20 protein-coding genes are annotated in these 24,973 nt (G+C 41.9%); 9 read left to right on the top strand and 11 right to left on the bottom strand.

The window, feature by feature from the left end; translation table 11 throughout:
* Window positions 1-363 precede the first annotated feature (363 nt).
* Together PZB74_RS17930 and PZB74_RS17925 are read left to right on the top strand one after the other, a co-directional pair.
* Window positions 364-1,161, top strand: coding sequence for a sensor histidine kinase (locus PZB74_RS17930; protein WP_302238541.1), 798 nt, complete (start codon window positions 364-366; stop codon window positions 1,159-1,161).
* On the top strand, window positions 1,148-1,810 hold the full coding sequence (locus PZB74_RS17925; protein WP_302238540.1) for a response regulator transcription factor: 663 nt from the start codon (window positions 1,148-1,150) through the stop codon (window positions 1,808-1,810). Before PZB74_RS17930 ends, PZB74_RS17925 begins: the two co-directional genes overlap by 14 nt.
* A 29-nt stretch (window positions 1,811-1,839) precedes the next feature.
* Here PZB74_RS17925 and PZB74_RS17920 read toward each other — a convergent pair whose 3' ends face one another.
* A complete protein-coding gene (locus tag PZB74_RS17920; RefSeq protein WP_302238539.1) occupies window positions 1,840-3,558 on the bottom strand; it encodes an FAD-dependent oxidoreductase in 1,719 nt (572 codons plus the stop codon).
* Between the two features lie 466 nt (window positions 3,559-4,024).
* Here PZB74_RS17920 and PZB74_RS17915 point away from each other — a divergent pair, with 466 nt between their 5' ends.
* Both PZB74_RS17915 and PZB74_RS17910 read left to right on the top strand, forming a co-directional pair.
* A complete protein-coding gene (locus PZB74_RS17915) occupies window positions 4,025-4,381 on the top strand; it encodes a SpoIIAA family protein (RefSeq protein WP_302238538.1) in 357 nt (118 codons plus the stop codon).
* Window positions 4,382-4,436: 55 nt separating this feature from the next.
* Entirely contained in the window at window positions 4,437-4,718 is a 282-nt protein-coding gene (locus PZB74_RS17910) for a hypothetical protein (protein WP_302238537.1), read from the top strand.
* A gap of 21 nt (window positions 4,719-4,739) precedes the next feature.
* Here the strand turns inward: PZB74_RS17910 and PZB74_RS17905 are convergent, their stop codons facing one another.
* Window positions 4,740-6,035: a sulfatase family protein gene (locus PZB74_RS17905; RefSeq protein WP_302238536.1), complete on the bottom strand. Its 1,296-nt coding sequence runs from the start codon at window positions 6,033-6,035 to the stop codon at window positions 4,740-4,742.
* Window positions 6,036-6,281: 246 nt separating this feature from the next.
* Here PZB74_RS17905 and PZB74_RS17900 point away from each other — a divergent pair, with 246 nt between their 5' ends.
* Together PZB74_RS17900 and PZB74_RS17895 are read left to right on the top strand one after the other, a co-directional pair.
* Window positions 6,282-9,707 carry a HEAT repeat domain-containing protein gene (locus PZB74_RS17900; protein WP_302238535.1) on the top strand — a complete coding sequence of 1,142 codons (3,426 nt, stop codon included), beginning with the start codon at window positions 6,282-6,284 and terminating at the stop codon, window positions 9,705-9,707.
* 135 nt (window positions 9,708-9,842) lie between these two features.
* On the top strand, window positions 9,843-11,840 hold the full coding sequence (locus tag PZB74_RS17895; RefSeq protein WP_302238534.1) for a glycoside hydrolase: 1,998 nt from the start codon (window positions 9,843-9,845) through the stop codon (window positions 11,838-11,840).
* A gap of 191 nt (window positions 11,841-12,031) precedes the next feature.
* Here PZB74_RS17895 and PZB74_RS17890 read toward each other — a convergent pair whose 3' ends face one another.
* The 5 genes from PZB74_RS17890 to PZB74_RS17870 all read right to left on the bottom strand — a co-directional run bounded on the left by PZB74_RS17890 (window position 12,032) and on the right by PZB74_RS17870 (window position 16,620).
* On the bottom strand, window positions 12,032-12,706 hold the full coding sequence (locus PZB74_RS17890) for a Crp/Fnr family transcriptional regulator (protein WP_302238533.1): 675 nt from the start codon (window positions 12,704-12,706) through the stop codon (window positions 12,032-12,034).
* A 29-nt stretch (window positions 12,707-12,735) separates the two neighbouring features.
* A complete protein-coding gene (locus PZB74_RS17885) occupies window positions 12,736-13,659 on the bottom strand; it encodes a hypothetical protein (protein ID WP_302238532.1) in 924 nt (307 codons plus the stop codon).
* Window positions 13,643-14,089 carry a DM13 domain-containing protein gene (locus tag PZB74_RS17880; protein WP_302238531.1) on the bottom strand — a complete coding sequence of 149 codons (447 nt, stop codon included), beginning with the start codon at window positions 14,087-14,089 and terminating at the stop codon, window positions 13,643-13,645. The genes PZB74_RS17885 and PZB74_RS17880 overlap by 17 nt, the downstream gene beginning before the upstream one ends.
* Before the next feature lie 343 nt (window positions 14,090-14,432).
* Complete coding sequence (locus tag PZB74_RS17875; protein ID WP_302238530.1) at window positions 14,433-15,917, bottom strand: sensor histidine kinase; 1,485 nt, start codon at window positions 15,915-15,917, stop codon at window positions 14,433-14,435.
* Between the two features lies 1 nt (window position 15,918).
* Window positions 15,919-16,620, bottom strand: coding sequence for a response regulator transcription factor (locus PZB74_RS17870; RefSeq protein ID WP_302238529.1), 702 nt, complete (start codon window positions 16,618-16,620; stop codon window positions 15,919-15,921).
* 440 nt (window positions 16,621-17,060) lie between these two features.
* On the opposite strand from PZB74_RS17870, the gene PZB74_RS17865 reads away from it, so the two are divergent.
* Window positions 17,061-17,480 (top strand): HU family DNA-binding protein, encoded by a 420-nt coding sequence (locus PZB74_RS17865; protein WP_302238528.1) that lies wholly within the window; start codon window positions 17,061-17,063, stop codon window positions 17,478-17,480.
* A 324-nt stretch (window positions 17,481-17,804) separates the two neighbouring features.
* Here the strand turns inward: PZB74_RS17865 and PZB74_RS17860 are convergent, their stop codons facing one another.
* Window positions 17,805-18,089 (bottom strand): hypothetical protein, encoded by a 285-nt coding sequence (locus PZB74_RS17860; protein ID WP_302238527.1) that lies wholly within the window; start codon window positions 18,087-18,089, stop codon window positions 17,805-17,807.
* 121 nt (window positions 18,090-18,210) lie between these two features.
* On the opposite strand from PZB74_RS17860, the gene PZB74_RS17855 reads away from it, so the two are divergent.
* Both PZB74_RS17855 and PZB74_RS17850 read left to right on the top strand, forming a co-directional pair.
* Window positions 18,211-18,903 carry a cyclase family protein gene (locus PZB74_RS17855; RefSeq protein ID WP_302238526.1) on the top strand — a complete coding sequence of 231 codons (693 nt, stop codon included), beginning with the start codon at window positions 18,211-18,213 and terminating at the stop codon, window positions 18,901-18,903.
* A 151-nt stretch (window positions 18,904-19,054) separates the two neighbouring features.
* Complete coding sequence (locus PZB74_RS17850) at window positions 19,055-19,381, top strand: hypothetical protein (protein ID WP_302238525.1); 327 nt, start codon at window positions 19,055-19,057, stop codon at window positions 19,379-19,381.
* A gap of 104 nt (window positions 19,382-19,485) precedes the next feature.
* On the opposite strand, the gene PZB74_RS17845 is transcribed toward PZB74_RS17850, so the two are convergent.
* From PZB74_RS17845 to PZB74_RS17835, 3 genes are all read right to left on the bottom strand, one after another.
* Complete coding sequence (locus PZB74_RS17845) at window positions 19,486-20,385, bottom strand: Nif3-like dinuclear metal center hexameric protein (RefSeq protein WP_302238524.1); 900 nt, start codon at window positions 20,383-20,385, stop codon at window positions 19,486-19,488.
* 172 nt (window positions 20,386-20,557) lie between these two features.
* Window positions 20,558-21,991, bottom strand: coding sequence for a DUF1501 domain-containing protein (locus PZB74_RS17840; protein ID WP_302238523.1), 1,434 nt, complete (start codon window positions 21,989-21,991; stop codon window positions 20,558-20,560).
* Between the two features lie 10 nt (window positions 21,992-22,001).
* Entirely contained in the window at window positions 22,002-24,866 is a 2,865-nt protein-coding gene (locus PZB74_RS17835) for a DUF1553 domain-containing protein (protein ID WP_302238522.1), read from the bottom strand.
* Between the last annotated feature and the right edge of the window lie 107 nt (window positions 24,867-24,973).

Here is a 24,973-nt window from a genome sequence, read left to right as displayed (position 1 = left end):
AATTTCAGACTATACTAAGCCCCTCATATTAATTTTTTTCGTCTTTTATTTTATAGATCTTGTTTGGGGAGATGGGATAGGTTCTTTCAATAGCAATACTTATGGTTTCGCTAGTTTTGTACTGGTGGGCTATTGTTTAATTTATTATCTGAAAAAACTACTGAATCCGGTTACTACAAACATTGCATATACTCGCTCCTTCTGGTATGTAACTGGAATATTTACATATTTTTCAGGAAGTTTTGTTATTTTCCTTTCATATAATTATTTAACAGCGTTAGAGATTGAGAAACTACATCTGCTATGGATGCTCCATAATTTCATTTTCTTAATCATGTGTATTTATATTTTCATAGGACTTTTATGCAAGCCATCCCCGGTGAAGTTCAAATCGTAATAGGTGCGACTGTTTTTCTACTACTTATTACTGCATTTATAGTAGGGTTTATCTTTGTACATCAGCGACAATACCATAAATACCTGCAAGAGAAAGAAGAGCTGAAAAACCTTTACAAACAGGAAATTCTAAAAGCTCAACTTGAGATAAAAGAACAAACACTGAACACACTTTCGCAAGAAATACACGATAATATCGGTCAGGTACTCTCGCTAGCGAAGCTTAACCTGAGTACCCTGCAAAGACATACAGATAAGTATACTTTGGAAAAAGTAAGACATACCAAAGAGCTAATTGGCAAATCGATACAGGACCTGCGGAATTTATCAAAATCTATGAACTCGGAATATATCCTAAATCAAGAGCTTTCTCACGCTCTGCAAAAGGAGCTTGACATGATTAATAAAACAGGTATGTATGCTACCGAACTTAAACTTTCTGGGACAGAAGTACCGATAAGTCCTCAAAAAAAACTTATATTATTTAGAATCTCACAAGAAATACTTAACAATGCGATCAAGCATTCACAAGCTAAGACGATAGCAATTAATATTGGCTATAGCACCGATGGTCTTAATTTAGGCTTTCAGGATGATGGTAAAGGTCTTGATATGGCAATGCTTAGCAGAAGTAGTGGTACCGGATTAGGAAATATAATTCACAGAGCTAAAGTCATAGGAGCTACTGCCCAGTTTGACAGCCAACCACTAAAAGGAACTCAGATACAAATTAGTTTGCCCACTGAAGCTTATGAATCAATCTAATACAACATCTTCAGTTGCCCTAGTAGACGACCATACACTTTTTCGTAAAGGAATTGTGGAGTTGGTTAACGGATTCGATAATTTTGAAATTATTTACGAAGCTGAACACGGTCGGCAATTGCAGGAAATCATTGACCAGGGAGATGTACCTGAAATTATATTGCTGGATATTAGTATGCCTATTATGGATGGCTTTGCTACTGCTGCCTGGTTAAGAGAACGTTATCCTGACATCAAAATATTGATACTTTCAATGAATGATGATGAACAAACTGTCATCCGGATGCTCAAACTCGGAGCTAAAGGATATATCCTGAAAGACGCAGATCCCATTCAATTGGAAGAAGCATTGAATCAACTTCAAAAGACAGGCTTTTACCATACAGAGCTTATCAGCCAGGCATTAGTTAACAACATTTATAACGAGGCTGAGCTTCAAAACCAGAAAAAGAACTTTAGTGATCGTGAGTTAGAGTTTATGAAACATGCTAGCTCTGAACTTACCTACAGAGAGATTGCCGACAAAATGTGTCTTTCACCACGAACAATTGATGGCTACCGTGAAAATCTTTTTGAAAAATTGAATGTAAAAAGTCGGGTAGGCTTAGTGTTATATGCTATAAAACACAAGTTGGTAAAGGTAGAGTAATTTAGTATCGCTCTACTTTTACATTCAGTTTAAGCTTTAGGCCAGTGTGTTTCTATTCCATTTTTTCTAATCAAGCTTTGATACTCTGCCAGACGCCTTTTATCTTCCCTTACTCCTTTTGGAATAGTTTTATTTTTTAAAGAATAAGCTACTAAATAGCCTACAGCTTCTCCTATACTCCACTCTACCGGATGAAGCCGGTAACAGCCATTAGTAATATGGGTTGTACCTATATTTTTGTTTGCTGGCAAAAGGTTAATAGTGCGTTGAGGTATTAATGCACCTAAAGGAATCTGGAACGGTAAAGATCCAAAATCAATGTAGTTGTCACCCGCTGTACTTGGGTGTAAATCAATATGGTAGTAGCCAATTCCAACGCTATCGTAAAAATCAGCAGCTGTATTATTCTCCTTCTTCCCTGTTATTAAAGCCCTATTAGCTGTGCCTACATGTTCTTCCAATACTGTAAATTCAGCCTTTATCCTGCGAGACTCTCTGATATAAGGATATTTAGCCATACCATCTTCAGTACCCATTACATCGCCACGTAAGCGTAATCCGGGCCACCCCTGCCCTCCATCTGGTCTTGGAGCTTCGGTTTGTAACCAGTAGAATAGAGAAAGACTGAGTTGCTTTCCCCCTCGCAAATGTTTTTGAAACTCTTTTTCGCTAACGTCTACCAGGTTTCCCAGCATATAATCATTTTGAGGCCAGTTGACTATGGTAATATCCCCGGTGTATAGCCCATTTTTAAAATTATGTCTATCTATAATTTTCCTGTAGTTCCATAAATTTAACTTGTTGCCAGTAGCTCTACCATCAGGGTGAAAACCCAGTTCCTTAGGTTCTAAGGTTGAAGGGTTGGCGTAGGTGAGAGACAGCAACTCTCCGGGCCAGGGAGGGCTTAGCTTAGGAATATGCTTATGCCAAAAGTTGTAATCTTCTGGCTTATCTATAGTAAGCTTAGCTCCAGGCACATAATCCATCGCAAAACACATGGTGTACGACTGATGGTTATGAGGTTGAGCCTCTTCAGCGGCATGTAGCTCATTGGTTTCACTTTTTGCTTCAGCACCACTAACGTATTCCGTACCTGAAAGCGGCAACAAATCTCCTAGCTCAGTAGCATCTACAAAATATGCGGCGGATAAAATTTTATCATTTCCATTCCTTAAGTCATTCACTGCAAGAAAGTTAATTTTATCGCCACTTACTTCTGCGGCGGCGGCTTTGTGCTCAAGCAAGAGTGTTAATTGTCCTGTACTGGTATAGGGGGCCAACATGCTTTCTAGTACAGTCACTCCTACTTTAGGCTCGAAACACAATCGTGAGACCGCACCATTACCGGGATTGAGGTTTTTAGTATTTTTAGCCTGTTCTGTTAGTGGATAGTAGCTTTTATAATACTGGCGAATAGCACTTCTAAATTCACGATACAACTGAGTAGCACCATGGGATTCTATCCATTGGTGTTCATCCGGGGGCACAGCCTGCTGAGTAAGTTGTCCACCAACCCAATCCGTTTCTTCAGTAAGAATTACACTAAGGCCACTTTTGAGTGCGGCAAGTGCTGCTGCACATCCTCCTAAACCTCCTCCAGCAATTACTATATCTGCATTTAGCTCTTTTGCTTTCTGTTTGTGTAAATGTTTAGGTTGAGAGTTAGCTGCTGTAACGGTAAATATTGGGGCACATGCCATGGCACTACTGCCAGCCCCTACTAATTCAATAAAGTTTCGTCTGTTCATTAGGATGCGTTACTCATTTAGTCAGTATTAGCCAATACCTGATGTATGACTTTAGTATCAAATCCTAAAATAGAGGCTTTCACCTGTTTTTCATGCTATCTGCAATGTTTTTTTAATTATCTAGCTTCAAGCTCACTTACATATTTCCAAAATAACCAGAATAAATTCGTTGCTATCATCAGCAAAGGATAAGCTTAATTTCATCATTCTTAATTAACAAAAAAGCCGCAGATGCATATCCAGCTGCATTATCTCAGAATTAATACTGAGCTACAATACAGTATTATCCTATACATTATTGTGCAAATGAAAACATACAATAATCAATAAATTAAAAACAGCTTTATTTATTAGCTTTTTTTAAAATATTTCAAATATTTGTGATACTTTAAACACATAAATTTAACAATACCATTTTTATCTTATTAGCATTACCCCTAATTTTTAAACTTTAAAATTTAACAGCATGGTCGAAGCCATAAAGTCCTTCAAAGACAATATTGTGGGATTAAGAATTGACGAAAATTTTAGTGAAGGTGACATTATTCCTATGCTACCTATCATGAAAGAAAAGCTTAATGTACATAAAAAGCTGAACCTATTTGTGGAGCATGTAGAAATGAACGACTTTACGGTTGATACTCTTTTTGACTTCCTGGACATTAGTTTTGGTAGCCTTGCTTTATTTCATAAAGTAGCTGTTGTCACATCCAAAGACTGGCTCGTAGAAGCCACCAAACTGACTGAAGAAAATTTTGATTTTGAACTCAAAATATTTCACTTTTCAGAAAAATATGATGCTGTAGACTGGATAGAGCAGTAAACTAAACCTTATTGCCCTAAACTCTGTAGTAATAATGTAGACAATTCAATATATTATGCAGACTTCAGTGCGATCAGACCAACAAAAGAAATTTGAAAATTACCTTGATAATTCTATTCAGGAAAGACGCTACATAAAGTTACAATACTTTACTGACATTCACGAGTTTATGACTATCTCCACTATAGCGCTCTCTATAAATGAGGATGCTACTAAGCATGAAAAGATGGTTAACTTTAATACGGGTGAACAAATACCTTTATCTCAAATTGTAAGAATAGACGACGTCTATGCCGCAAAATATGTGCACATAGACGATTTTAGCTGCGATTGCTAATCTATCCACCCACATGTACTATCACTTTGAATTCTGCCATAAAGGAGCCTGATCAAGCTCCTTTTGCAGTTTTTGGTGTATTTTCATTTCTGTTGTACTCATAGTTTCCGCTGCAATAGGCTCTAGTTCCATTGGGTCTTTGTCCAGATTATAAAACTTACCATCAATATAAAGCTTGTATCCCCTTGTTCTGCTAAATCTATTACGATACCTATTCACGTTCGCGCCCCATTTAGGGTCATAGTGAACTAATACGCTTTGTCTAGCGGTAAAACTTTCACCTTTTAACAGTGGTAAAAAACTATGTCCATCAGACTCAGCATCTATTCCTGCCAGATCGGCAAAAGTGGCAAAAAAATCACTAAACGAAATGAGTTCCTCAGAAATACTTCCTCCTTCTATTTGATCAGGCCAGTGAACAATTAATGGTACTTTGGTACCTGCATCTATAGTATTTCCTTTCCCTCCTCTAATTTCTCCATTATTGGTTCTACTCACAATACTTGTATGCGTACCATTGTCTCCTGTAAATATAATCAGTGTATTATCTAGTTGATTGTGCTCTTTTAATTTACCCACAATTTTGCCTACAATTTTGTCGGTATAGCTGACCATATCTTTAAAATAAGCCGTGTCATTTTTGTAACGGATTGATTGATCGCTCCACTGATCTGAATCAGGTGTAGGCACAAAAGGGTCATGCACTAGCACCATAGGGTAATAGATAAAGAATGGATTCTGGTGATTGTTCTCTATAAAATCTAACACATATTCGCTAAATATATCTGGACCGTAATCATTTTCAGAGAGATTCAATACCTTTCCGTCCTGTTCTATTAAAGGGTTTGCGTATCGTTCTCCATCACTTCGGCTTTTTGTCAACTGCCACAGGCTATAATAGTCAAAACCTAACTGATTTGGCTTACGCTTATCCTTCCAGTCCTTTAATTGATTTTTATAAGCCAACCCATTCAGCTGCCATTTTCCTGCTATACAACTTGTATAGCCTGCCTCCTGCATAATATGCCCAAAAGTTTTTTGCTCTTTACCTAAATATCCAAAGTATTCATAATTACGATAGTTGTATAAACCAGTCATCATTTTTACCCTTGAGGGTGTACAAAGCGGTTGAGAAATACAGTTTGTGAAGCGGATTCCTTGGCTTGCCAGTTGATCAAGTACAGGAGTTTTGTAGTCCAGGCTTCCATAACTTCCCAAACACTCAGCTCCCATATCATCAGCCATTATTAATATCACATTAGGTTTTTCTGAGGTAGATGTTTGCGCACAAATTTGATGATAATTTAAAAGCAGCATTAAAAATAGTAAACAGCTTATGTAAAGGTGAAGGCTCATTTAGGTGTGTATAGTTAAGTTTTTTTCTAAAATATCAAATTAATCTGCAAAGCTTCCTGATAATCTCATGGATGCCATAAAAACAAGCCTTACATTGGGAAATATTCTGAAGATAGCTTAATATTCCAACTTGTTTGGCTTCGCTTTTACAAAGCGAAAAAATCTCTTTTCAGACCAAATTTTCATTTTAAAGATACAACGATCTAGATGAAACACACAACCAGATTAGCTAGCAGCTGGACCATAAAAGGCCTGTTGAGTTCCGCCTCTTTGGCGCTCTGCCTTAGTGCCTGCCAGCAGGAAGCTGTAGACTTACGTACCAAAACCATTGGCGCAGATGAAGCCGCACAAATGGCTCAGAAAATAGAAGGATTAGTCACACCAGAACTAGCGGATGGACTTAATATCAAGATTTGGGGAGTAGACTCTATTGTGGCAGACCCTATCTCTATAGACATTGATGACCAGGGAAGGCTATACTACTCGCGAACAAACCGACAAAAGAATTCTGAATTTGATATTCGCCGACATCAGGACTGGGAAATTGCCTCTATCAAACTACAATCTGTAGAAGATAAAAGAGAGTTTTTGCATACTACTCTTTCTCCGGAAAATAGTCAGAAAAACGAATGGCTTAAAGACCTTAATGGTGATGGTTCTCATGACTGGAAAGATATGACCGTGGAGAAAGAACATATTTATCGCCTGGAAGATAAGGATGGTGATGGTCTGGCAGATTTTTCTCAGTTAATGGTAGAGGACTTTCATGAAGAAACTACCGATGTTGCCGGAGCAATTATGGCGCATAACAATGAGCTATTTGTAGGTGTAGCCCCTGACCTCTGGCGACTTACAGACAACAATGGTGATGGCATTACTGATGAAAAAACATCTATTTCTCATGGCTACGGCATACATATTGGCTTTGGAGCACATGGCATGTCTGGTCTGGAGATAGGGCCGGATGGTAAAATATATTGGGGAATTGGCGATATTGGTTTTAATGGAACCGGCCCCGATGGTCAGGAATGGAAATACCCTAACCGTGGTGTAATCGTAAGGGCAAATCCCGATGGTTCTGATTTTGAAGTATTCGCTATGGGAGTTCGTAATACTCACGAGTTTACCTTTGATGAATACGGTAACCTGATCAGTCAGGATAATGACGGCGATCATCCCGGAGAAAGTGAGCGCCTCGTTTACATTGTCAACGGCTCAGATACCGGATGGCGAATCAACTGGCAATTTGGAAAGTATAAAGACCCTGACAATAACGCTTACAAAGTATGGATGGATGAGGGGCTATACAAACCTCGTTTTGAGGGGCAGGCCGCATATATTACTCCTTGTATCCAGAATTTTGTAAATGGTCCTACAGGTTTGGTTTATAACCCGGGAACCGCCTTAGGCCCTAAATGGAAGAATAATTTTTTTGTTGCTGAGTTTGTAGGTAATCCTGCTCGTTCAGGCATACACTCCTTTAAGCTAAAGCCCAAAGGAGCTACTTTTGAGCTGGCAGAGACAGAAAAAGTAATGGGTGGTGTGTTAGCTACCGGTATAGACTTTGGCCCTGATGGCGCAATGTATTTTGCTGACTGGGTAGATGGTTGGGGCACAAAAGATTTTGGACGTATCTGGAAGTTAGATGACGAGAGTACTGCTAATTCCGCGGAGCGAAAAGAAACGGAAAGGCTTCTAAAAGAAGATTTTACTAAGCATGAAGATGAGCACTTAGGCGAAATCTTAAAAAGCCCTGACATGCGAGTACGCCAGAAAGCACAGTTTGAACTGGCTAAACGTGGCGAAGATGGGGCTGAAGTTTTCCAGCAGGCCATCACCCAGACTGATCATCAGCTTGCTCGCGTACATGGCATCTGGGGGCTGGCTCAACTGGCCCGCCAAGATCAAAACTATGCCCAGCCTATTATTACCCTGCTTCTGGACAACGACCCTGAGATCAGAGCGCAGGCGGCCAAATGGCTGGGAGATATACGACATCTGCCTGCCGCTCAAAGCCTTCTTCCTCTGCTCAATGATGAATACCCCCGTGCTCGCTTCTTCGCTGCCGAAGCACTCGGTAGAATCGCCTATACCGATGCTATACAGCCTCTCATTCAGCTTCTGGAAAGCAATAATAATGAAGATGCCTACATCCGACATGCCGCCAGTCTGGCCCTGGCCAGAATCGGCAATGTTGATGCCGTAGCTCAACTCTACTCACACCCCTCTAATGCTGTAAGGCTGGGGGCCGTCCTCGCCCTGAGAAGAATGGGCGACCCTGCCATCACCAATTTCCTTAACGATCAAGATGAGTACATCCTCACCGAAGCCGCTCGGGCTATCAACGATGACTTCTCTATTGAAGCCGCGCTTCCTGCTTTGGGCAACCTCCTGCGCCAGCAGCGCTTCAACAGTGAGCCTCTCCTTCGGAGGGCTATCAATGCCAACCTCAGGCTAGGCACTGAAGAAGCCATGCAGAACCTGATTGACTATGCACAAAGTGAGGCCGCTCCCAGCGAGATGAGAGCTGAAGCCATAGCCGCACTCAGCACCTGGGCCAAACCCTCTGTTCTGGACAGGGTGACCGGACGCTACCGGGGTGAGATTGAAAGAGACATCAATGAAGTAAGAGTGAAAGCCTCTCAGGCTTTGGTTAGCCTGGCAGCGCACAGAGAGACGCACATCAGGCTTAAAGCAGTCAATGCCATAGGCAGGCTAGGCATAGAAGATGGCAGCAATCAACTCATGGCACTGCTCAAAAATGATAAAGCAGCAGAAGTGAGAGTAGAGGCCTTACAGGCTTTGGCAGCTATGGAAAGCGACAGAATAGACCAGGCCATAGAGCAGGCCTTGACAGACAACGAAAAGCAGGTGCGAATTGCCGGACTTGACCTGATGAGGGAAATGGACATCTCTGATGACCTCAAGGTAGTGCTACTCACCGAAGTCATTGACAAAAGAACTACCGAAGAAAAACAGGCCGCACTCCTTACTTTAGGGAATGTTGCTCCTGAAGCTTCTCAGCAAGCATTTGAAAAATTACTGAATAGCATGAAAAACGGTAATCTGCCTTACGAAATTCATCTGGAGCTGGCTGAAGCTATTGACAGTACTCATTCAGATGAATTAAAATCTCAGTACGAACAGATTCAGGCTTCTATGTCGCCAGATGAGCAAATGGCAAGCTACCGAGCAGCGCTATTTGGAGGAGACCCTAGAAAAGGACAAACATTAGTTTACCGCCATTCTACTGCTCAATGTATGAAATGCCATGCCATCGGCGATTACGGTAGTAATGTAGCCCCTCGGTTAAATGGAGTGGCAGACCGTCTGAGTAGAGAGGAAATACTGGAAGCACTTATTAACCCTAGTGCCAAAATTGCTCCTGGCTATGGAGTGGTCACTCTGGAAATGCAAGATGGCAAAACAGTTAGCGGCACTTATATGGGAGAAACTGAAGAGCAACTTATGATGAAAATAGGCAGCCAGTCTGATACTACAATTATGAAAAATCAGATTGCTAAGAAAAACCTTGCACCCTCTTCTATGCCTGATATGAAAAATTTCCTAACCAAAAAGGAGATAAGAGATATTGTTAGCCTTTTAGCTACTCTGAAAGGCGATCATATGTAGTAATAAAAGCCTGCGAACTACAGACTAGCATAGTTCGCAGGCTTTATTTTTTTAGTGCTTATGGCGAAAAATACAGTCACTCGCCTATCTGAGCCATATCGCCTCAGCATAACTTTAACATAAAATTTAGTATTAATGCTAATACACAATTTACTCGTGTTCAAAAAATACGCTGCCTATTTGCTGCACAAAACAATTTTATTTTTCACCCTACTTATCCTTTTATACTGCACGGCTCCACAGGCTCATGCACAAGCTGAAATGACGGCCTGGGGAAATCTACAGGGAATACGTATGGAAGGCCAATTGATGGAATTTGAAAGCAGTATAAAGCTAGTCAAACCAGAATGGTCTTATGAGCATCAAACGGCAAAAGAAAGACAAAGACCTCAGTTTAAGAGAGAAGGCAATACACAAATTGTTAACACACAACTGGATAGTATTTTCTTTACTAAAGCAGTAAGTGATACCGAAGCAGGGAAAGCGAGCATCCACCTAAAATTAGATGCTCAGGCTACACGCACTTTAGAAGGTGCTTACCTCTGTCTGGAGTTACCTGCCCGCTACTATGCCCGGGCAGAAGTAGAATTAATCAATACGACAAGTCTAAAACTTAACGAAAGCCGTAAAAGCGGTAAAAATGAGCTATTGAAGGCCCCAGCCCAAGGTGTAAGAATAAGTGCAAGCCTAAGAAGTATTGAGGTGAAAATGGATCAGCCTTCAACCATCATTGTAAAGGAATCTGATGATAACAAAGGGGATATTCTGCTATATCTCCCAATTTGGGAAGGAATGCTCAGCAAAGGAACTACAGCCGAAAAATCGTTTAGCATTAGTGTGGATGGTGAAATTGACCATACAGCTGCTACTTTTACCCTGTACCCTACTCAGCAAGGACGTCCTTTTGATGGACTGGGAGGTAACTTTCGCATACAAAATGCCAAAGTAGATCCACAGGTTATCGCGTATTCATTGGAAAACCTGAGAGTCTCCTGGGGAAGAGTAGAGCTGCCGTGGAGACAATGGCATCCAGAAGAAAATACAAATCCATTAAAGGAAGCTCAAAACGGTAAGCTTCACCCCAAGGTGAAAGATGCTATAGAAATGGCACAGAAATTAGATCAGCAGGGTATTCCACTCATGCTTGCCATCTGGTTTCCACCTGAGTGGGCAGCTGATGGGCCACTCACTCCTGGCAGACAGCCCAATGGTTATTTCGGAAACTTGCTGGATACTACCAAAATGGAGCAGATTTACGAATCTATAGGCTCCTACATACAATTTCTGAAGGAGGAATACGGAGTAGAAACTGTCATGTTTTCTTTTAACGAAGCTGACCTGGGCATAGATGTAAGGCAAACCGCGGAGCAGCATACCGCTTTTATGAAAGGTTTTGGTGCCTGGCTACGTGAACATGGTCTGCAAACCAGGTTTTTGCTGGGCGATACTGCCGACGCAAATGGCTATGCTTTTATTGACCATGCTATGGAAGACCCCGCCGCCCGGCCTTTTATAGGCGCTGTATCGTTCCACTCTTGGAGAGGTTGGGCCACACCTACGCTAAAAAAATGGCATGCTGCTGCTGCTCAGCTAGGTGTACCCCTGGTAGTAGGCGAAGGTAGTATTGACGCTGCTGCATGGCGTTATCCTCAGATTTTTCAGGAATCAATCTATGCAATGGAAGAGATTAAGCTGTATACGCGTATGCTTGCTATCTGCCAGCCCTTAACCATACTCCAATGGCAGCTTACTGCCGACTATTCGCCGCTGGTGGGTGGAGGTATTTATGGCAATAATGAACCTCTGCGCCCTACTCAAAGATTCTGGAACCTTAAGCAATTAGCCTCTACTCCTCAGGGATTATGTGCTTTACCCATTCAAAGTAGCCACGCAGCAGTAAGCTGTGCCGCATTGGGCGATAAGGATAAAGGAAGTTATGCAATCCATCTGGTTAATACTGGTGCAAAGAGAGAAGCTACAATTCAGGGGCTGCCATCAAGTGTAAAAAAGCTAAGCCTATACTTTACCAATAAGGAAAATAATATGAAAAAAGGCCGTAGTGTAAATGTAAAAAACGGAAAAGCCAGCTTTACTATGGAAGCCAACAGTTACATTAGCCTGATGACAGACTAAGTATCATAAATAAAAATTAAAGCAATGAATAAGCTATACCAGTATGTAAACGGTAAAGCTTTTTTGTTTTGACTAACAATTTATTAGCCTAATAATTGTTTGCTGCTTCACTAAGAACATAGCTAACAAAATAACACTAATTGCTAACATTAACTCAGTATATGCTTTTTGCCTCAGTTGTATTTAAAGAATTAGTATGATAAACCTTTGTTAGCCAGCTTTAATAGCTCTTCATAGTGGAAAATCTGAAACTCTCCCCTGCGATAACACAAATAACCTTTTTGCTGGAGCTCTCTTAATGTAACAGTTACTGTCTGCCTGCTGGTATGTACCACCCGACTTATATCTTCGTGAGTAAAACTATGGGGTATATAAGTTACCCGCTGATGCCGATAACCATAGAGTTCGGCCAGGTAAAGAATAAACTTGAGTATTCGCTGCGGTACATCCTGATAGGCAAGCATTTTAAACTGTTCCTCCATCGTCCGCAGTTGATCACCCATCATTTTGATAAGTTCAAAGGTAAATTTGCTGTTTTGCTGAAACATGGACCGCATCTCCCATTCCGAAAATGAGAGCAAACTAAGCTCTGAATAAGCCTGAGCAAAGAGCTTCCCCTGATGGTCCTGAAAAGAAAAGCTTCCGATTAGTGCCCCTTCCTGTACCAGACAAAAAGTGACTTCTTTCCCATCTTCAGTATAGGTGCCTAGCCTTACCAGTCCTTCGTTTACGTAAAAGAGCTTTTGTAAATTTGCCGGACTTAAGTAGATAAAATCATACTTATTATAGTGTTGCAAATGCCCGCTGAGGTTAGATACAAGCTCAGAAAATTGGGTGGGTGTAGTTGTTATGTCTGTGGATGTCATGGGCATGGATTATGGGTAATACAAATGAACTACTGCTTCTGGCTAAAGTCCTTCTGAAAAAAAACGCTAAAACCAAGAGTGGCAGATTCATATACATTCACTCTTTCTATAATAAAATCAGCGTTATTATAGTACTGAAGTCCCAAGCCCCAAGCGTCGTTAAGAAGATAACTCAGGTTAAGGCCATATTGCGTAAAAGCCGATCCATCGCCCCGAACAAAAGAAACAAGGCTCTCGGGCTTTTCTATACTTTGCTGCACTCCCAGCTGCACTTGCATCCAGACCTTATCAAAGAACTGATAACCAAGCTGTGTGTTTACTGTCCACTGGTCTTTAAAGTTCTGCCCTTCAAAGGATGTCCGCTTGTTGTACCCTCCTGATAGGTTTACATATGCGGGTAAAGGGTGTAAAGACTGGGAAATAGCCAGTCCGGCATGTATATTCCACTCACCATCTCCGGTAGGCAGGTTAATACTACTAAAACCATCTTCATTATCTGCCAGCCGGTTGGGTTTTGCCCAGGGCACCTCTACACCCAGGCTTACTGCTATTGGCAGTACCTCCTGAAAGAATCCATATTTAGCATCCAGACGAAGATCGCCAATACCCCATACACTTTCTGTCGTACTAAAGCCTTGCGCACGCATCAAAGGTACGTTCATAAGAACACTAAGCTTTTCGCTAATACCGTACTCGGAGTAGAGATAAAGATTATGCTGATAAAATTCAGCGGTCTCTACCTGCTCACCTTCAAGGTTGTAATAAGTATCGGAAGTATAGCCCGCATAACTAAGCTGGCTGAAGGTTTCTCCTTTCTTTCTTACCCATCCGCTTTGTGCCTTTACAGGCTGCACCAGTACAAGTACCAGAACAATACTGAGCAGAGCATAAGGTAGTCCGGCCTCTAGCTTTATACCAGGGCCGGACATCAATGGCTTATTGCAGCGGAGCATAACCAAAAGGTATGTTTGCCGATGCGCACCATAAGATAATGTGTGTGTATTTGCTGTCTACAGTTTCACTTAAAGGATAATAAGATTCACCGTTCATAGACACATTACCAACCAATTTGAGGTTAGGGTTACCATTAGCAGGATCAGCCATAAAAGTATCGCTGGTAGAAAGAAAGATGGCTACTGTGCCCGTTGCCAGGTTTGTCTGGAAGCTGTCATTAAAACGGATAAAGCTATTCCCGTCTTCATCTGTACCAACGGCTGCCATGCCCTGGGTACCGGTACCGTTCTGTTCAACAAAATCACCACTTCTGCTGACGCTAAATGTGCCCTGCGGACGACTACTGTCTACGGTTGTTACCTCATCGTCTTCATCACAGGCGAACATAAAAAACAAAGGAAGTACTGCGAATAAAATAATCTTTTTCATAATAGTTATTGTGTTTGGATGTGATAAAAGTAGCCTCCAACTATCACGAAAAGATCACAAGAGTTATAACAAAGTATAAAGTTGACAATATCTCAAAAGTTTAAGTGTAGATATATTACGAATTGATGTAAAGATACATACAATGGTAGCCTGTGTTAGGCTTCATCATGCTGAATTGCCGCTTTAACATAACCTACTATGTTGAGTATAAGAGCTTCCTATTATTAAATAGGGTTGTGGGTATACTGGAAACACAAAAAAAGGCTACCTACCGGCAACCTCTTTAGTACAAACAACTAACTCAATTTCCTATGATCAGCCTCCCCCTTCATACTTTGGGCAACTATACCAGAGCAGCTTTAGCCTTGGGCAGACTAAAGAAGAAGGTAGTTCCCTCCTGCGTGTTGCTCCTAACGCCTATATGGCTTTGGTGTATTTCCAGAATATTGCGCACAATGGCCAGTCCAAGTCCACTACCATTTACGCGGGGCTCCTTACCCATAAAGTAGCGGTCAAATATTTTACCCTGTTCCTTCTCTTCTATAAATGAGCCACTATTGTTTACTTCTACTTTTACCTCCTCCCCCTCTTGCTGGGCATTAATACGGATAGTGCCAGCATCTGGCGTGTGTTTCAGGGCATTGTCTAGCAGGTTTTGCAGTACCCGGTCAATCATTGCCAGATCCGCATGCACCAAAGCACTTTGTTTATCCAGATGTGTTTCAAGCTTTAAGGACTTTTCCTGCGCCAGTATCTGATATTTCATGGCTACATCATGCAGCAGATCGGGTAGTGAGAAGGTTTCGCACTTAGGTTCTATCTGACGTGCCTCAAGCTTGCTCAGTTCAAACAGATCATTGACCAGACGCTTCAGTTTGTTTGAGCTTTTCAGTACAATATCCAGGTACTTTTGCTTTTGTGCTTCGCTCAGGCTATCCTTTTTAATGTTCAGTGTTTCTATATAACCCTGCATGATAGCCAGGGGAGTACGCAGATCATGTGACACATTAGCAATCAACTCTTTGCGTAAATGGTCTACCTGTTTTAGCTCTTCTATATTACGTACAATAGTATCCGCCATCTTATTAATAGAATGGCTCAGAGCGCCCAGCTCATCTTTCTGCTTTACTTCTACCCTTGCGTTGAGGTCACCTTCCTCAAAACTACGCACCATAGTCTGTATTTTGCGCAGCGATCGTGTAAACCACCAGATAACGAGCAGACTAATTATTAAGGCGGTAACCAGTACCAGCAAAAAAGACCATGTGCCTATTCTTAGGATATGGCTTTGCCATAGAGAAGCCATCACATTATCATATTCCTCACTGGCCAGTACCATATATACATAGCCTAAAAGCTTCTGGTCTTCTTTCACCTCAGTAGCCGAGAATATAGTGCTGCGCCCCGGGTTACGTGGATCGTCTCCCAGTATGTAGTTCTTACCTTTGCTTGACAAAAACTCCTGCACCGGAGATAATGATACCCTACTAAGCTTTACCTTTTTATCCAGCACTACGAAAGAAAGTATCTCACCCTCCGGATCCAGTAAATAGACCTCCAGGCTGGGGTTTACGGCCATCATGGAGTGCATAATAGTACCCAGCGCTTCTTTATTTACTTCTCCGTTTACAAAAGGATTTACTTCTGCCAGCATTTGCTCAGCTACATCTGCATTAAGCCTTTGCGCTGTTTCTTCATAATAGCGTTTACTGGCAAAAGAAGTAATAAAAATAAAGGCCAGCCCCAGTAACAAAAAGAGCGTAAAGAGCGCAATAGCAATTTTCCAGAACAGGCTATTTCGTAATGATTGTCCGGATGGTACGGTCATATTATTCATCTTTAAAGCGGTATCCTATGCCCCAGGTGGTCAAAATGTACTTTGGTGTGGCTACATCCCCCTCAATTTTTGCCCTTAGTCTGTTGATGTGCGCATTTACGGTATGCTCATAACCGCTGAACTCGTAGCCCCACAACAGGTTAAGGAGCTCCTGCCGGCTATAGCTACGGCCCGGATGTGCCGCCATAATCCACAGTAGATCAAACTCTTTGGGTGTAAGGGAGAGGCGCTCACCATGCAGGCTAACCTTACGTTTTTCAGAGTCCATCAACAGTCCATCTACTTCTATTACATGTTTATCTTCCTGCTTTTGCCCTTCTCCCTTTATCATTTCCACACGACGGAAAATAGCTTTTACCCTGGAGATAAATTCTCTTATACTAAAAGGTTTGGTGAGGTAATCGTCGGCACCGGTTTCCAGCCCCAGAATCTTATCAATTTCCTCTGACTTGGCAGTAAGCATCAGTATCGGAGTATAGTGCTCCTGCCCTCTTAGTCGGCGGCAAACTTCCAGCCCATCCATAAAGGGCAGCATAATATCCAGTATAATCAGGTCATAACTATCCGTAAGCGCCTCATCCAGACCCGCTTTACCATCATAGGTTTTAGTAATCTGGCAGTCCAGATCATCCAGATGAATTTCCAGCAGGTCTACTATCTCAGGATCATCTTCTACGATAAGTACCTTTTTCATATCGTTACATTTATACAATACTAGCTTTAAAGTATCACAAAAGTATCACGCTTTAGCTCGGCTTTATGCTGCCTTGCGGACACTTAAGGCTTTAGCAACAAAAATTATCAGGCTGAGCAGTTACGTTCACCTGAAAAACCGGGGGATGCCAGTTAGTATCTATGTGCTTTTTAATGGCGATTAATTCATATTTATACTCGTATTCTCACTATTAACACTATAAAATTTTGAATCTACACCTATTGCGTATCATCCAAATGCCTTGATTATACACAGTATTATGTATATCACTTATTTAATTTACGAGAAAGGCTGGCATAATACTAGACAATATTACTTACGTATACTTAAATATATACTGCTTAGCTTTGGTGTTCGTACTGGTGATGTATTTGATTGACACTCAGCGTAATAATTGTTTAATTAAATTTTAATAAGTCATGGGTGTATCATATAATGTCGTCCCCAAGGTAAACCCCCAGAAAAGAGAGGACCCACCTAAATACTATGCTATTTCTCAAAGTAATGGAGAAGTTAACTTTCGTGCACTGGCTAAAGAGATAGCAGAAATTACCACTGTTAGTACGCCGGATGCTATAGCAGTGCTGGAATCTTTAATTATGATTATTCCACGTCATATAGAACGTGGTGAGATTGTACGTTTGGGTGAGTTAGGTTCATTACGCTTAACCATTAAGAGTGAAGGCTGCAATTCTGAGGAAGAAGTAAACTCCAGTAAGATCAAGAAGGCGTATTATCGCTTCTCTCCGGGTTCAGAGCTACAGGAGACACTCAAAACACTGAAATATAACAGGGTGAAGAAAGCAAACACTGAGGAAGAAAGTAACGAGCTTTATTAAGTTTTTTCCATTTCATGTTTGTTTTTGTTTGGTGGCCGGGGGCAATAGCTCCCGGTTTTTTTGTGCTCATACAGTAACTCCTTTCCCTCTCCAAAGAGCTAGAACTGCTTTCGCATTAGTTGTTGTAGCTTAGCCATTTTAGCTATGACTAACTTACTACTATAAGTGATACAATTAATACGTATCATTTGCCGGATTAATACGCATTAAAGCATATGCTTATACGCATTAATAGATACGTTTATACGTATTAATTTCTTTTATCGTATGTATAAGTGCTTTTGCCTATTAAAGCAAGCTGAGATAAAACTCAAACTTTGTACCTTACTTTTTGGCTCGGCTGCTTCCTCCTAACATAAGACTAGCCCCCAACACAAAGCCGAAATTATACCAGCCCCCATTATTAGAGATTGCGTAAATGCCTATATCCTCATTAAATAAGGAGATAATAAAGCTAAAAGGCAGTATGAAACCATGCCATAAGCCGTACCAAAAGCCCTGTGCTTCGGTATCTATACAGGCACTTACATCTACTTCAGGCGCACAGGAAGTGCATAAAATGAGTAAAAGCAAGTAATAAAGTGGGGAGTTTGTCTCTGGCTTAATCATAATTTTTATAGTATTAGCTATTAATTAAGGTCAGTAAAGCGGAACATACAGCATTTTATTCTATCCCCACCCAATATATGAGGTTGATATTACTGCTGTATAGTCAATATTATGAAATAAGATGAGCGAAATCATTGACTTAAGTCAGGAAATCTATGATGGTATGCCGGTATATAAAAGTCTGCCGCCGGTACGTATGCAGGTGTATGCTACTCACGAAGAGTGGGAAGGCCTGAAAGATGCAGACACCCACTCACCCAGTGTGTATAAACTGGAAATGGGAGAGCATACCGGCACTCATGTAGATGCCCTAAACCATATGGGCAGAGCCTATAAAGGTATGTCTATAGATACTATGCCGCTTTCTATGTTCTATACAGAAGGCATTTGTCTGGACTTTTCGGACAAAGGTTTTCAGGAGTTAATTTATCCTGAAGAACTGGAGGCAGCCTGCCGACACAGTAATATGGAGATCAGAGAAGGAGACACTGTACTCTTGTATACCGACCACTATCGTAAGGCTTATGGTACAGAAGATTGGCCCAAAGGCCCAGGTCTTAGCACAAATGCTGCCTACTGGCTGGGACATAAGGGAATAGCTGCTTTTGGCGTAGAGACTATGTCGCCAGGCGTTCCTAAGGTTTCTAATAAGGAAGTGCATCAAATCTGTGGAGAGCTAGGCTTTACTCATTATGAAAATATGGTCAATCTGCACCAGCTATTAGGCAGAGGACGCTTTCGCTTTATCGCTTTACCATTAAAGATCAGAGGAGGCACTGGCTCTCCGGTGCGAGCTGTAGCAATCTTTGAATAAGCGCTATACATACTAAGTATCAGTAGCCTGGGCACTTAAAGTAGTAGCTCAAGCCTATCAATAACATCTATAGATACTTAATTATAAAACTCTGATTTTTAAGATATTATGACTTAATGTTTTGAACTATTATAGAGGTAAACCTTTTTTTATGGATGACATTAACATCGGGCTGATACACAAATGCTGGCTACTGAAAGAGGGTAAAGCACAAACTGATGAAGGCTTCTGGTGGGTGGAGGGTGTTGTCTATGACTTTACAGAGCTGAGTACCATAAAGAGCGGAAAGCAGGGGATGTATTTAAGATATGAACAGGGCAATTTTTTTATTATGTACGAGCAACAGCAATCCTACTTTAAGATTATAGCACTGAGCGAAACTGAACTTAAGCTCGGTATGTATGTGCAGGATGATGATAAAAAAGAGCCCTACCTCAAAGTAATTTTAGAACTGGAGCCAGTGCCTGAGGAAGATTAAGCGCTCATCAGGCTTTTATATGGTAAAGCAAAAGCTTATAAAATCCTTCATCAAGCTTTTTTGATCAGGCCTTACCATAGTATGCCTACCTCTTACTTACAGCATTACTCCGGTGACCATAGGGGATTGCCTGCTGGCACAAAAGTTACGGGCACTTCTTTAATAAACTCCTGAAGCCATTCGGCACAGTACTTCATTCCCGGCTCTTCGGAGTCTGCATGTCCCATAACTATAAGTGCTTTTTGTACGCCAGCTTCCAAACCATCTCTAACATATTCTACAGTTTCCCACTCAGCACTTTCGCCTACAATCAGTACATCCAGTTCATTTTCTCTAATCATTTGTACCTGTGGCTTCATGCCATAAGCGCCTGGCAGTATACCTATCGTGCTTACTTTCATATCTTTAGGACCTACTACGCGCAAAGTATTCGTATTGAAGTGTTCACTTAACTGACTAGCCAGTTCACCGAGGGTAGTTTCCGGCAGGTCAAATATCTGTTCATCAGCCCGGCGGTACTTTTGCCAGTCAAAAGCCTCTACTACTCCTACAAATATGCCATCGGGTCTGGTCATGTGCCAATAATCATGAAAGCGATATACCACCATATTATGCTCTTCAATAAATTTTAGCTTGGCCAGATAGACCGGATCATCTGTTTCAAAGAACGATTTATCATCTTGATGATTGTAAAATGTAGGTTCATGGGTAATTACCATATTAGCCCCCTGCGCATACGCTCTTTTAAGTACATCCAGTGTTGCCATAAAAGTAGTGGCAATTCCACTGACTGTTTGCGCTGCTTTTCCTGCCTTAATGTTATCAACGCCCCCTTCTTTCCACTCCACCGTAAGGTTATTATGAATACGATCTATAACATCCTGCGCAGATAATGTTGAAGGTTGTACTAATTGAGAAGTTCGCTGCTCAGCATGGTAAGCCTGGGCGGTAAGCAGGTCTGGTGTTAAAGCCACAAATAATAAGATAAGTAGGCGAAGCGGCATAGCTAGTATATTTAACTGTTAAAATAAGCAAGTGTGAATAAACACAAATTCGCATAAATACTTAGTAGCTTATAAAATATTTATTCCAGGTCTTGGCTCCAGCATAAAGCACATAAATAGCTATAAATCAGACACTTTAAGTCTAATACTTAGTGAGTAGCTTTATTTGTTTTTAAGCCAGCAAGTCTAGCAAAGCTTTACCGTTTCCATCAGGTGTAGTATAAAAAGGCCTTCCTTCAATTGTATAATGTGTTTCCGGTGGAATGCCCAGCATATGATAGATAGTCTGGTGCAGTTGATCCAGCACTACTGTATTTTCTACCGAAGCACAGGGGCGTTCGTCCGCAGTTTTACCATATACCAGACCTTTCTTTATATTACCTCCCCACATTAATACTGAGCAACCATCTGTAAAATGACGATGCATACCATAATATTTCAGATCATTAATCTGCTCCGGCTGGTCTACCTGATCCTTTACTTTTTCTCCCGGCCTACCTTCCAGTATGGCATCTCTACTGAACTCACTAGCCAGTATGACCAGCGTTCTGTCCAGATGCCCGCTCTCATCCAGGTCATTAATCAGCTGAGCTATCGGCCTGTCTATAAGTTCTTTCATTTTCTTAAGACGAGTATGTCCATTTTCGTGGGTGTCCCATCCCAGAAATGGTTCGTATTCGGTAGATACACTAATAAATCGTGCACCTTCTTTAACCAGACGGCGAGCCAGCAGGCAGCCCAGGCCAAACCTACCTGTATTATAAGTATCGTAAACCTCTTTAGGCTCCTGACTTAAATCAAAAGCTTTGGCTTCTGGTGAGTTTAACAGGCGATAAGCCTGCTCCATTGAGCGCATTAAAGACTCTTTCTGATAGCCTGAGGCCTTATCTTCCAGCGGACTTTTCTGTATTAGCTCTTTATATAGCTGGTTTCTACGCTCAAAACGTTGGGTGCTCATGCCCTGTGGAGGCTTTACGCTGTCCAGCCCACTAGAAGGATCCGGTATAAGAAACGGGCCATAATCTGAACCCATAAAGCCTGCGGAATGGAATGCTTTGAGCTCTTCGCCTTCCCCCACTGTAAAGCGCTGGCCCATACTAATAAATGGAGGGATAACCGGGTTGAGTGGGCCTAACTCTCTGGCAATCCATGCCCCTATATGCGGAGGCTGCACCGACTGCGGCGGTTCATAACAGGTATGCCAATGGTATTGATGGCGGGTATGAAGTATATGCCCCAGGTCAGCAGCCCTATAAGAGCGAATAATTGCGCCTTTATCCATTATACTTCCTATGCCGGCAAGCCCTTCAGAAAAGTAGAGGTCATCTACTACAGTAGGAATTTTAGGGAAGGTGCTCAGTACTTTTTTGCTTTCCAGCCCTTTCTCATAGGGCGCATAAGCCTTTGGGTCAAAGGTTTCGGTATGAGCCATACCTCCGGCCATCCATAATAATATTACAGAATCTATAGAAGAAGGCATGCGTTCAGATGGGCTACAGCTACTTAAAAAACTCGCTGAGGGTAAGGAAGTTGAAAGTGCGGAGAGCGTAGCGGCTCCCATTTTTTTGATAAAATCTCTGCGTATAGGGTCTGTATAATGAGGCATGGGTGTAGTATTAGTAGATAAATTGAAACTCTGGCAACAGTACACTGGCCCACAAAATATCCTGCAAGGGCTCTTGTGGAGCTTTCTCGTTCAACTTCTGGATCAGAAAAGTCTGCTCCTGTTCCGTTGGCTTACGGCCAAAAGCCTGTAAATAGAGCTGCTCTACCAAAAGCTGATGGTCATGACCATACTGAGCGAGCCAGCGCTCCGCGCCTTCTTTCATAATATTATTAAAGAAATCTCCATTGGTAAGCTCCAATGCCTGAAGCAAAGTGGCCTGATCATCACGAGAGGTAGTTACATTCTCTCGGCTGGGCCGCCCCAAAGCTTTTAGAAAAGGATCCAGCTTTACCATAGAAGCTCGGGCAAACGCCTGCGGCTCGTCCTGATCAAAGCTGAAATTGATCAGCTTACCCCAGTAATCAGAGCGATATTCTTTCACATTTTCCCAGGCAATGTCATCGTAGGCTACTTCTGTCCAGCCCATCTGCGGTTCCGTTTTACTAACTTTCCAGTCTTTGTCTGACATAACATAGTCCTCACTACCATCTGTATACGTAATTTTCAGGGCAAACAATAGTCCGGCGGGGTTGGCAACTTTGCCTTCATTTTCTGCTTCCACTGCGATTATGTTAGCTCCTGCCTTAAGCCGGGGCTCAATGCGGTACGACTGAACCTTGCGCCAGTCACTAGCTTCACCTATCAAATGGGTATTCATATAAAAGCTAAATGAATGATCGGCAGTTAACAGCACTTCTGCTGATGCAACTTCTTTGTCTATCGGCAGGTTAAAGGCATAACGAAAGTAACGTTTGCCGGGCTTAGGCAATACATCTCTTTCTACCTCTACTTCTCTTGCCCATATCCATGCAGCATTTATATGCTGTGCTGAAGGCTCGTAAGCAGTAGCATAGTAAACTGGTGCAATAGTCTGGCTGATGGCATCGGCAAACTGCTCAGCGCTTAGTCGTCTGCGAACTGGTCCTTTAAAGAGGTAGTCATCGGAACGCAGAGCTTCTACTCTCTCATAAGCACTTGAAGTAGACTGGTAGGCAGAGGATGTCATTATTCTGTATATCAGATGTTTAAGATCATAGTTATGATGGATAAGATCAGCAGATAACCAGTCTAGTAAGTCCTCATTCCAGGGAGTATTATCCATCTCATCCAGAGGTTCTACTATGCCTCTTCCCATCAACCTATGCCATATACGGTTAGTGATGGTACGGTACAGTCTACCATTTTCTGGTTGGGTGATGATCTCTGATAAGCTTTTCAGCTTGTCTTTTAAGGATGCAGCTTCAACCTCTCCCAGTTCAGGGTAGATAAATTCTACCTGAGACATTTGTCCGGTAGGCTTATCGCAGCGGTAGATTTCCAGGGTAGAGTCTGCAAAGATATTAGCAAAACCGTAAGCCTGCTTTAGCGTAACATTGCTGACGAAACTATTGTGGCAGGAGGCACACTTAAGGTTAATACCCATGAGCGACTGAGAAATATTTTGTGCTGCCTGCATTTCGGTACGCTGGCTCGCATTAACTACTCCTCTCCATTGTATCCCTTTGATAAAACCTTCTGAAGCCTCAGTAGGATTGGTCAGCTCTTTGACCATCAGGTCATAGGCTTTGTTCTGGTAAAGAGAAGAATACAGCCAATCGGTAATTTGCTTACGTCCTCCGGTAATGAAACCCGTTCCGGAATAATCGTTGCGCAGCAGGTCATTCCAAAAGCTAAGCCAGTGTTGGGTATAATTAGTGCTGTCTGTCAAGAGTTCAGCTACCAGTCTCGCTCTTTTGTCGGGCTGAGTGCTCTGAACAAAACCCTGTACTTGCTGAGGTTTAGGTAGCAAACCGAGTACATCTAGGTATGCTCTACGAATAAAGATTCTGTCATTTACCAGTTGCGGCGCACTAATATTATGCTGGCTGTAATACTCATTCATCAATAAATCTACGGGATGTGCCTGAGGATCATTGCCTGGCGGTAGTTCCGGTTGACGAAGTGCCAGTTCTGCTTCGGGAAAAACTTTAAGTGAGGCATCTGCCCAATGCGCACCTTCATCTATCCATAAACTGATTAATTTAATCTGCTCTTTGGTAAGCGCTTTGCCTTTGCCGGGCATTGCTTCTTCATGCCCACGAGGTAATTTAAGGCGGCGGATAATTTCGCTCTGCTCAGAATTACCAGCCACGAACAACTTTCCTGATTCGCCGCCACGCATGACTCCCTCTTTTGTCTCTAATACCAGTTTGCCTTTTTGCTTAAGTTCACTATGGCATTGGTAACAATTATGGGCGAATATTGCTCGTACTTCCAGGTTTAGGCGATCCTTCTGTGTTGTGCTCAGTTCATGAGCTGTATCTGCTGAAGTAAATTCCGCTAACAGATCGGCAGTTTTACCCTTATCATATGCTCCATTGTTCCAGGGAAGCGTCTCGCTCAGATAATTTTCTCCATGTGTAAGATTGGCTCCCAGGTGCCCGGCTATGGTAAGGCACAAAACAGTCAGTACTAAAGATGAACGGTAAGCAATAAGCTTAGGGAATTTATTTTGCTGTTGCCGATATAATAGTGAAGCAGTGAGCAAAGAAAGTATAGCAGTTAGCAGCCCAAAAGCCAGATGAAAGTCCAGAGTCTGCCCCTGGTAATCTTCTGCCTGGTAAAGCAGATAACCTAATAGCGCTGAGGCAAGGGCAGAAAGTGCTCCGATGTAGATGAGCCAGTTGATGCCTTCTCTTAGCCCTGGCCTTTTTCCGTTAAGTGTAAGAGTCTCCAGAAATAAAGCGACCACTAGCAGTCCTATGGGAAAGTGTACCAGTAAAGGATGTAGTCTTCCCAAAAAATGAGTGACCCATCCTAAAATATGAAGTTCCATACAGTAGCGTTAGCTTCTGCTCTCAAAACAGCTTAGAGCAAAAGCGTAGGTTGTAATAAGTGTATTAGTTCAACTAATATAACAAATACAGGCCAGTGATGGAATGT

Origin of the sequence: Porifericola rhodea, assembly GCF_030506305.1 — a bacterium.
In the GTDB taxonomy this organism is placed as follows: domain Bacteria; phylum Bacteroidota; class Bacteroidia; order Cytophagales; family Cyclobacteriaceae; genus Catalinimonas; species Catalinimonas rhodea.
Note: the sequence above shows the minus strand (reverse complement) of the source record. Positions and strands in the feature narration are given on the sequence as shown.

Coding starts and splice junctions, on each gene's coding strand:
- PZB74_RS17895 (WP_302238534.1), top strand. CDS start 9,843: ATGCTAATACACAATTTACTCGTGTTCAAAAAATACGCTGCCTATTTG.
- PZB74_RS17870 (WP_302238529.1), bottom strand. CDS start 16,620: ATGAAAAAGGTACTTATCGTAGAAGATGATCCTGAGATAGTAGACCTG.
- PZB74_RS17930 (WP_302238541.1), top strand. CDS start 364: ATGCAAGCCATCCCCGGTGAAGTTCAAATCGTAATAGGTGCGACTGTT.
- PZB74_RS17920 (WP_302238539.1), bottom strand. CDS start 3,558: ATGAACAGACGAAACTTTATTGAATTAGTAGGGGCTGGCAGTAGTGCC.
- PZB74_RS17875 (WP_302238530.1), bottom strand. CDS start 15,917: ATGACCGTACCATCCGGACAATCATTACGAAATAGCCTGTTCTGGAAA.
- PZB74_RS17850 (WP_302238525.1), top strand. CDS start 19,055: ATGGATGACATTAACATCGGGCTGATACACAAATGCTGGCTACTGAAA.
- PZB74_RS17865 (WP_302238528.1), top strand. CDS start 17,061: ATGGGTGTATCATATAATGTCGTCCCCAAGGTAAACCCCCAGAAAAGA.
- PZB74_RS17915 (WP_302238538.1), top strand. CDS start 4,025: ATGGTCGAAGCCATAAAGTCCTTCAAAGACAATATTGTGGGATTAAGA.
- PZB74_RS17855 (WP_302238526.1), top strand. CDS start 18,211: ATGAGCGAAATCATTGACTTAAGTCAGGAAATCTATGATGGTATGCCG.
- PZB74_RS17890 (WP_302238533.1), bottom strand. CDS start 12,706: ATGACATCCACAGACATAACAACTACACCCACCCAATTTTCTGAGCTT.
- PZB74_RS17880 (WP_302238531.1), bottom strand. CDS start 14,089: ATGAAAAAGATTATTTTATTCGCAGTACTTCCTTTGTTTTTTATGTTC.
- PZB74_RS17900 (WP_302238535.1), top strand. CDS start 6,282: ATGAAACACACAACCAGATTAGCTAGCAGCTGGACCATAAAAGGCCTG.
- PZB74_RS17905 (WP_302238536.1), bottom strand. CDS start 6,035: ATGCTGCTTTTAAATTATCATCAAATTTGTGCGCAAACATCTACCTCA.
- PZB74_RS17840 (WP_302238523.1), bottom strand. CDS start 21,991: ATGCCTCATTATACAGACCCTATACGCAGAGATTTTATCAAAAAAATG.
- PZB74_RS17835 (WP_302238522.1), bottom strand. CDS start 24,866: ATGGAACTTCATATTTTAGGATGGGTCACTCATTTTTTGGGAAGACTA.
- PZB74_RS17845 (WP_302238524.1), bottom strand. CDS start 20,385: ATGCCGCTTCGCCTACTTATCTTATTATTTGTGGCTTTAACACCAGAC.
- PZB74_RS17885 (WP_302238532.1), bottom strand. CDS start 13,659: ATGCTCCGCTGCAATAAGCCATTGATGTCCGGCCCTGGTATAAAGCTA.
- PZB74_RS17910 (WP_302238537.1), top strand. CDS start 4,437: ATGCAGACTTCAGTGCGATCAGACCAACAAAAGAAATTTGAAAATTAC.
- PZB74_RS17860 (WP_302238527.1), bottom strand. CDS start 18,089: ATGATTAAGCCAGAGACAAACTCCCCACTTTATTACTTGCTTTTACTC.
- PZB74_RS17925 (WP_302238540.1), top strand. CDS start 1,148: ATGAATCAATCTAATACAACATCTTCAGTTGCCCTAGTAGACGACCAT.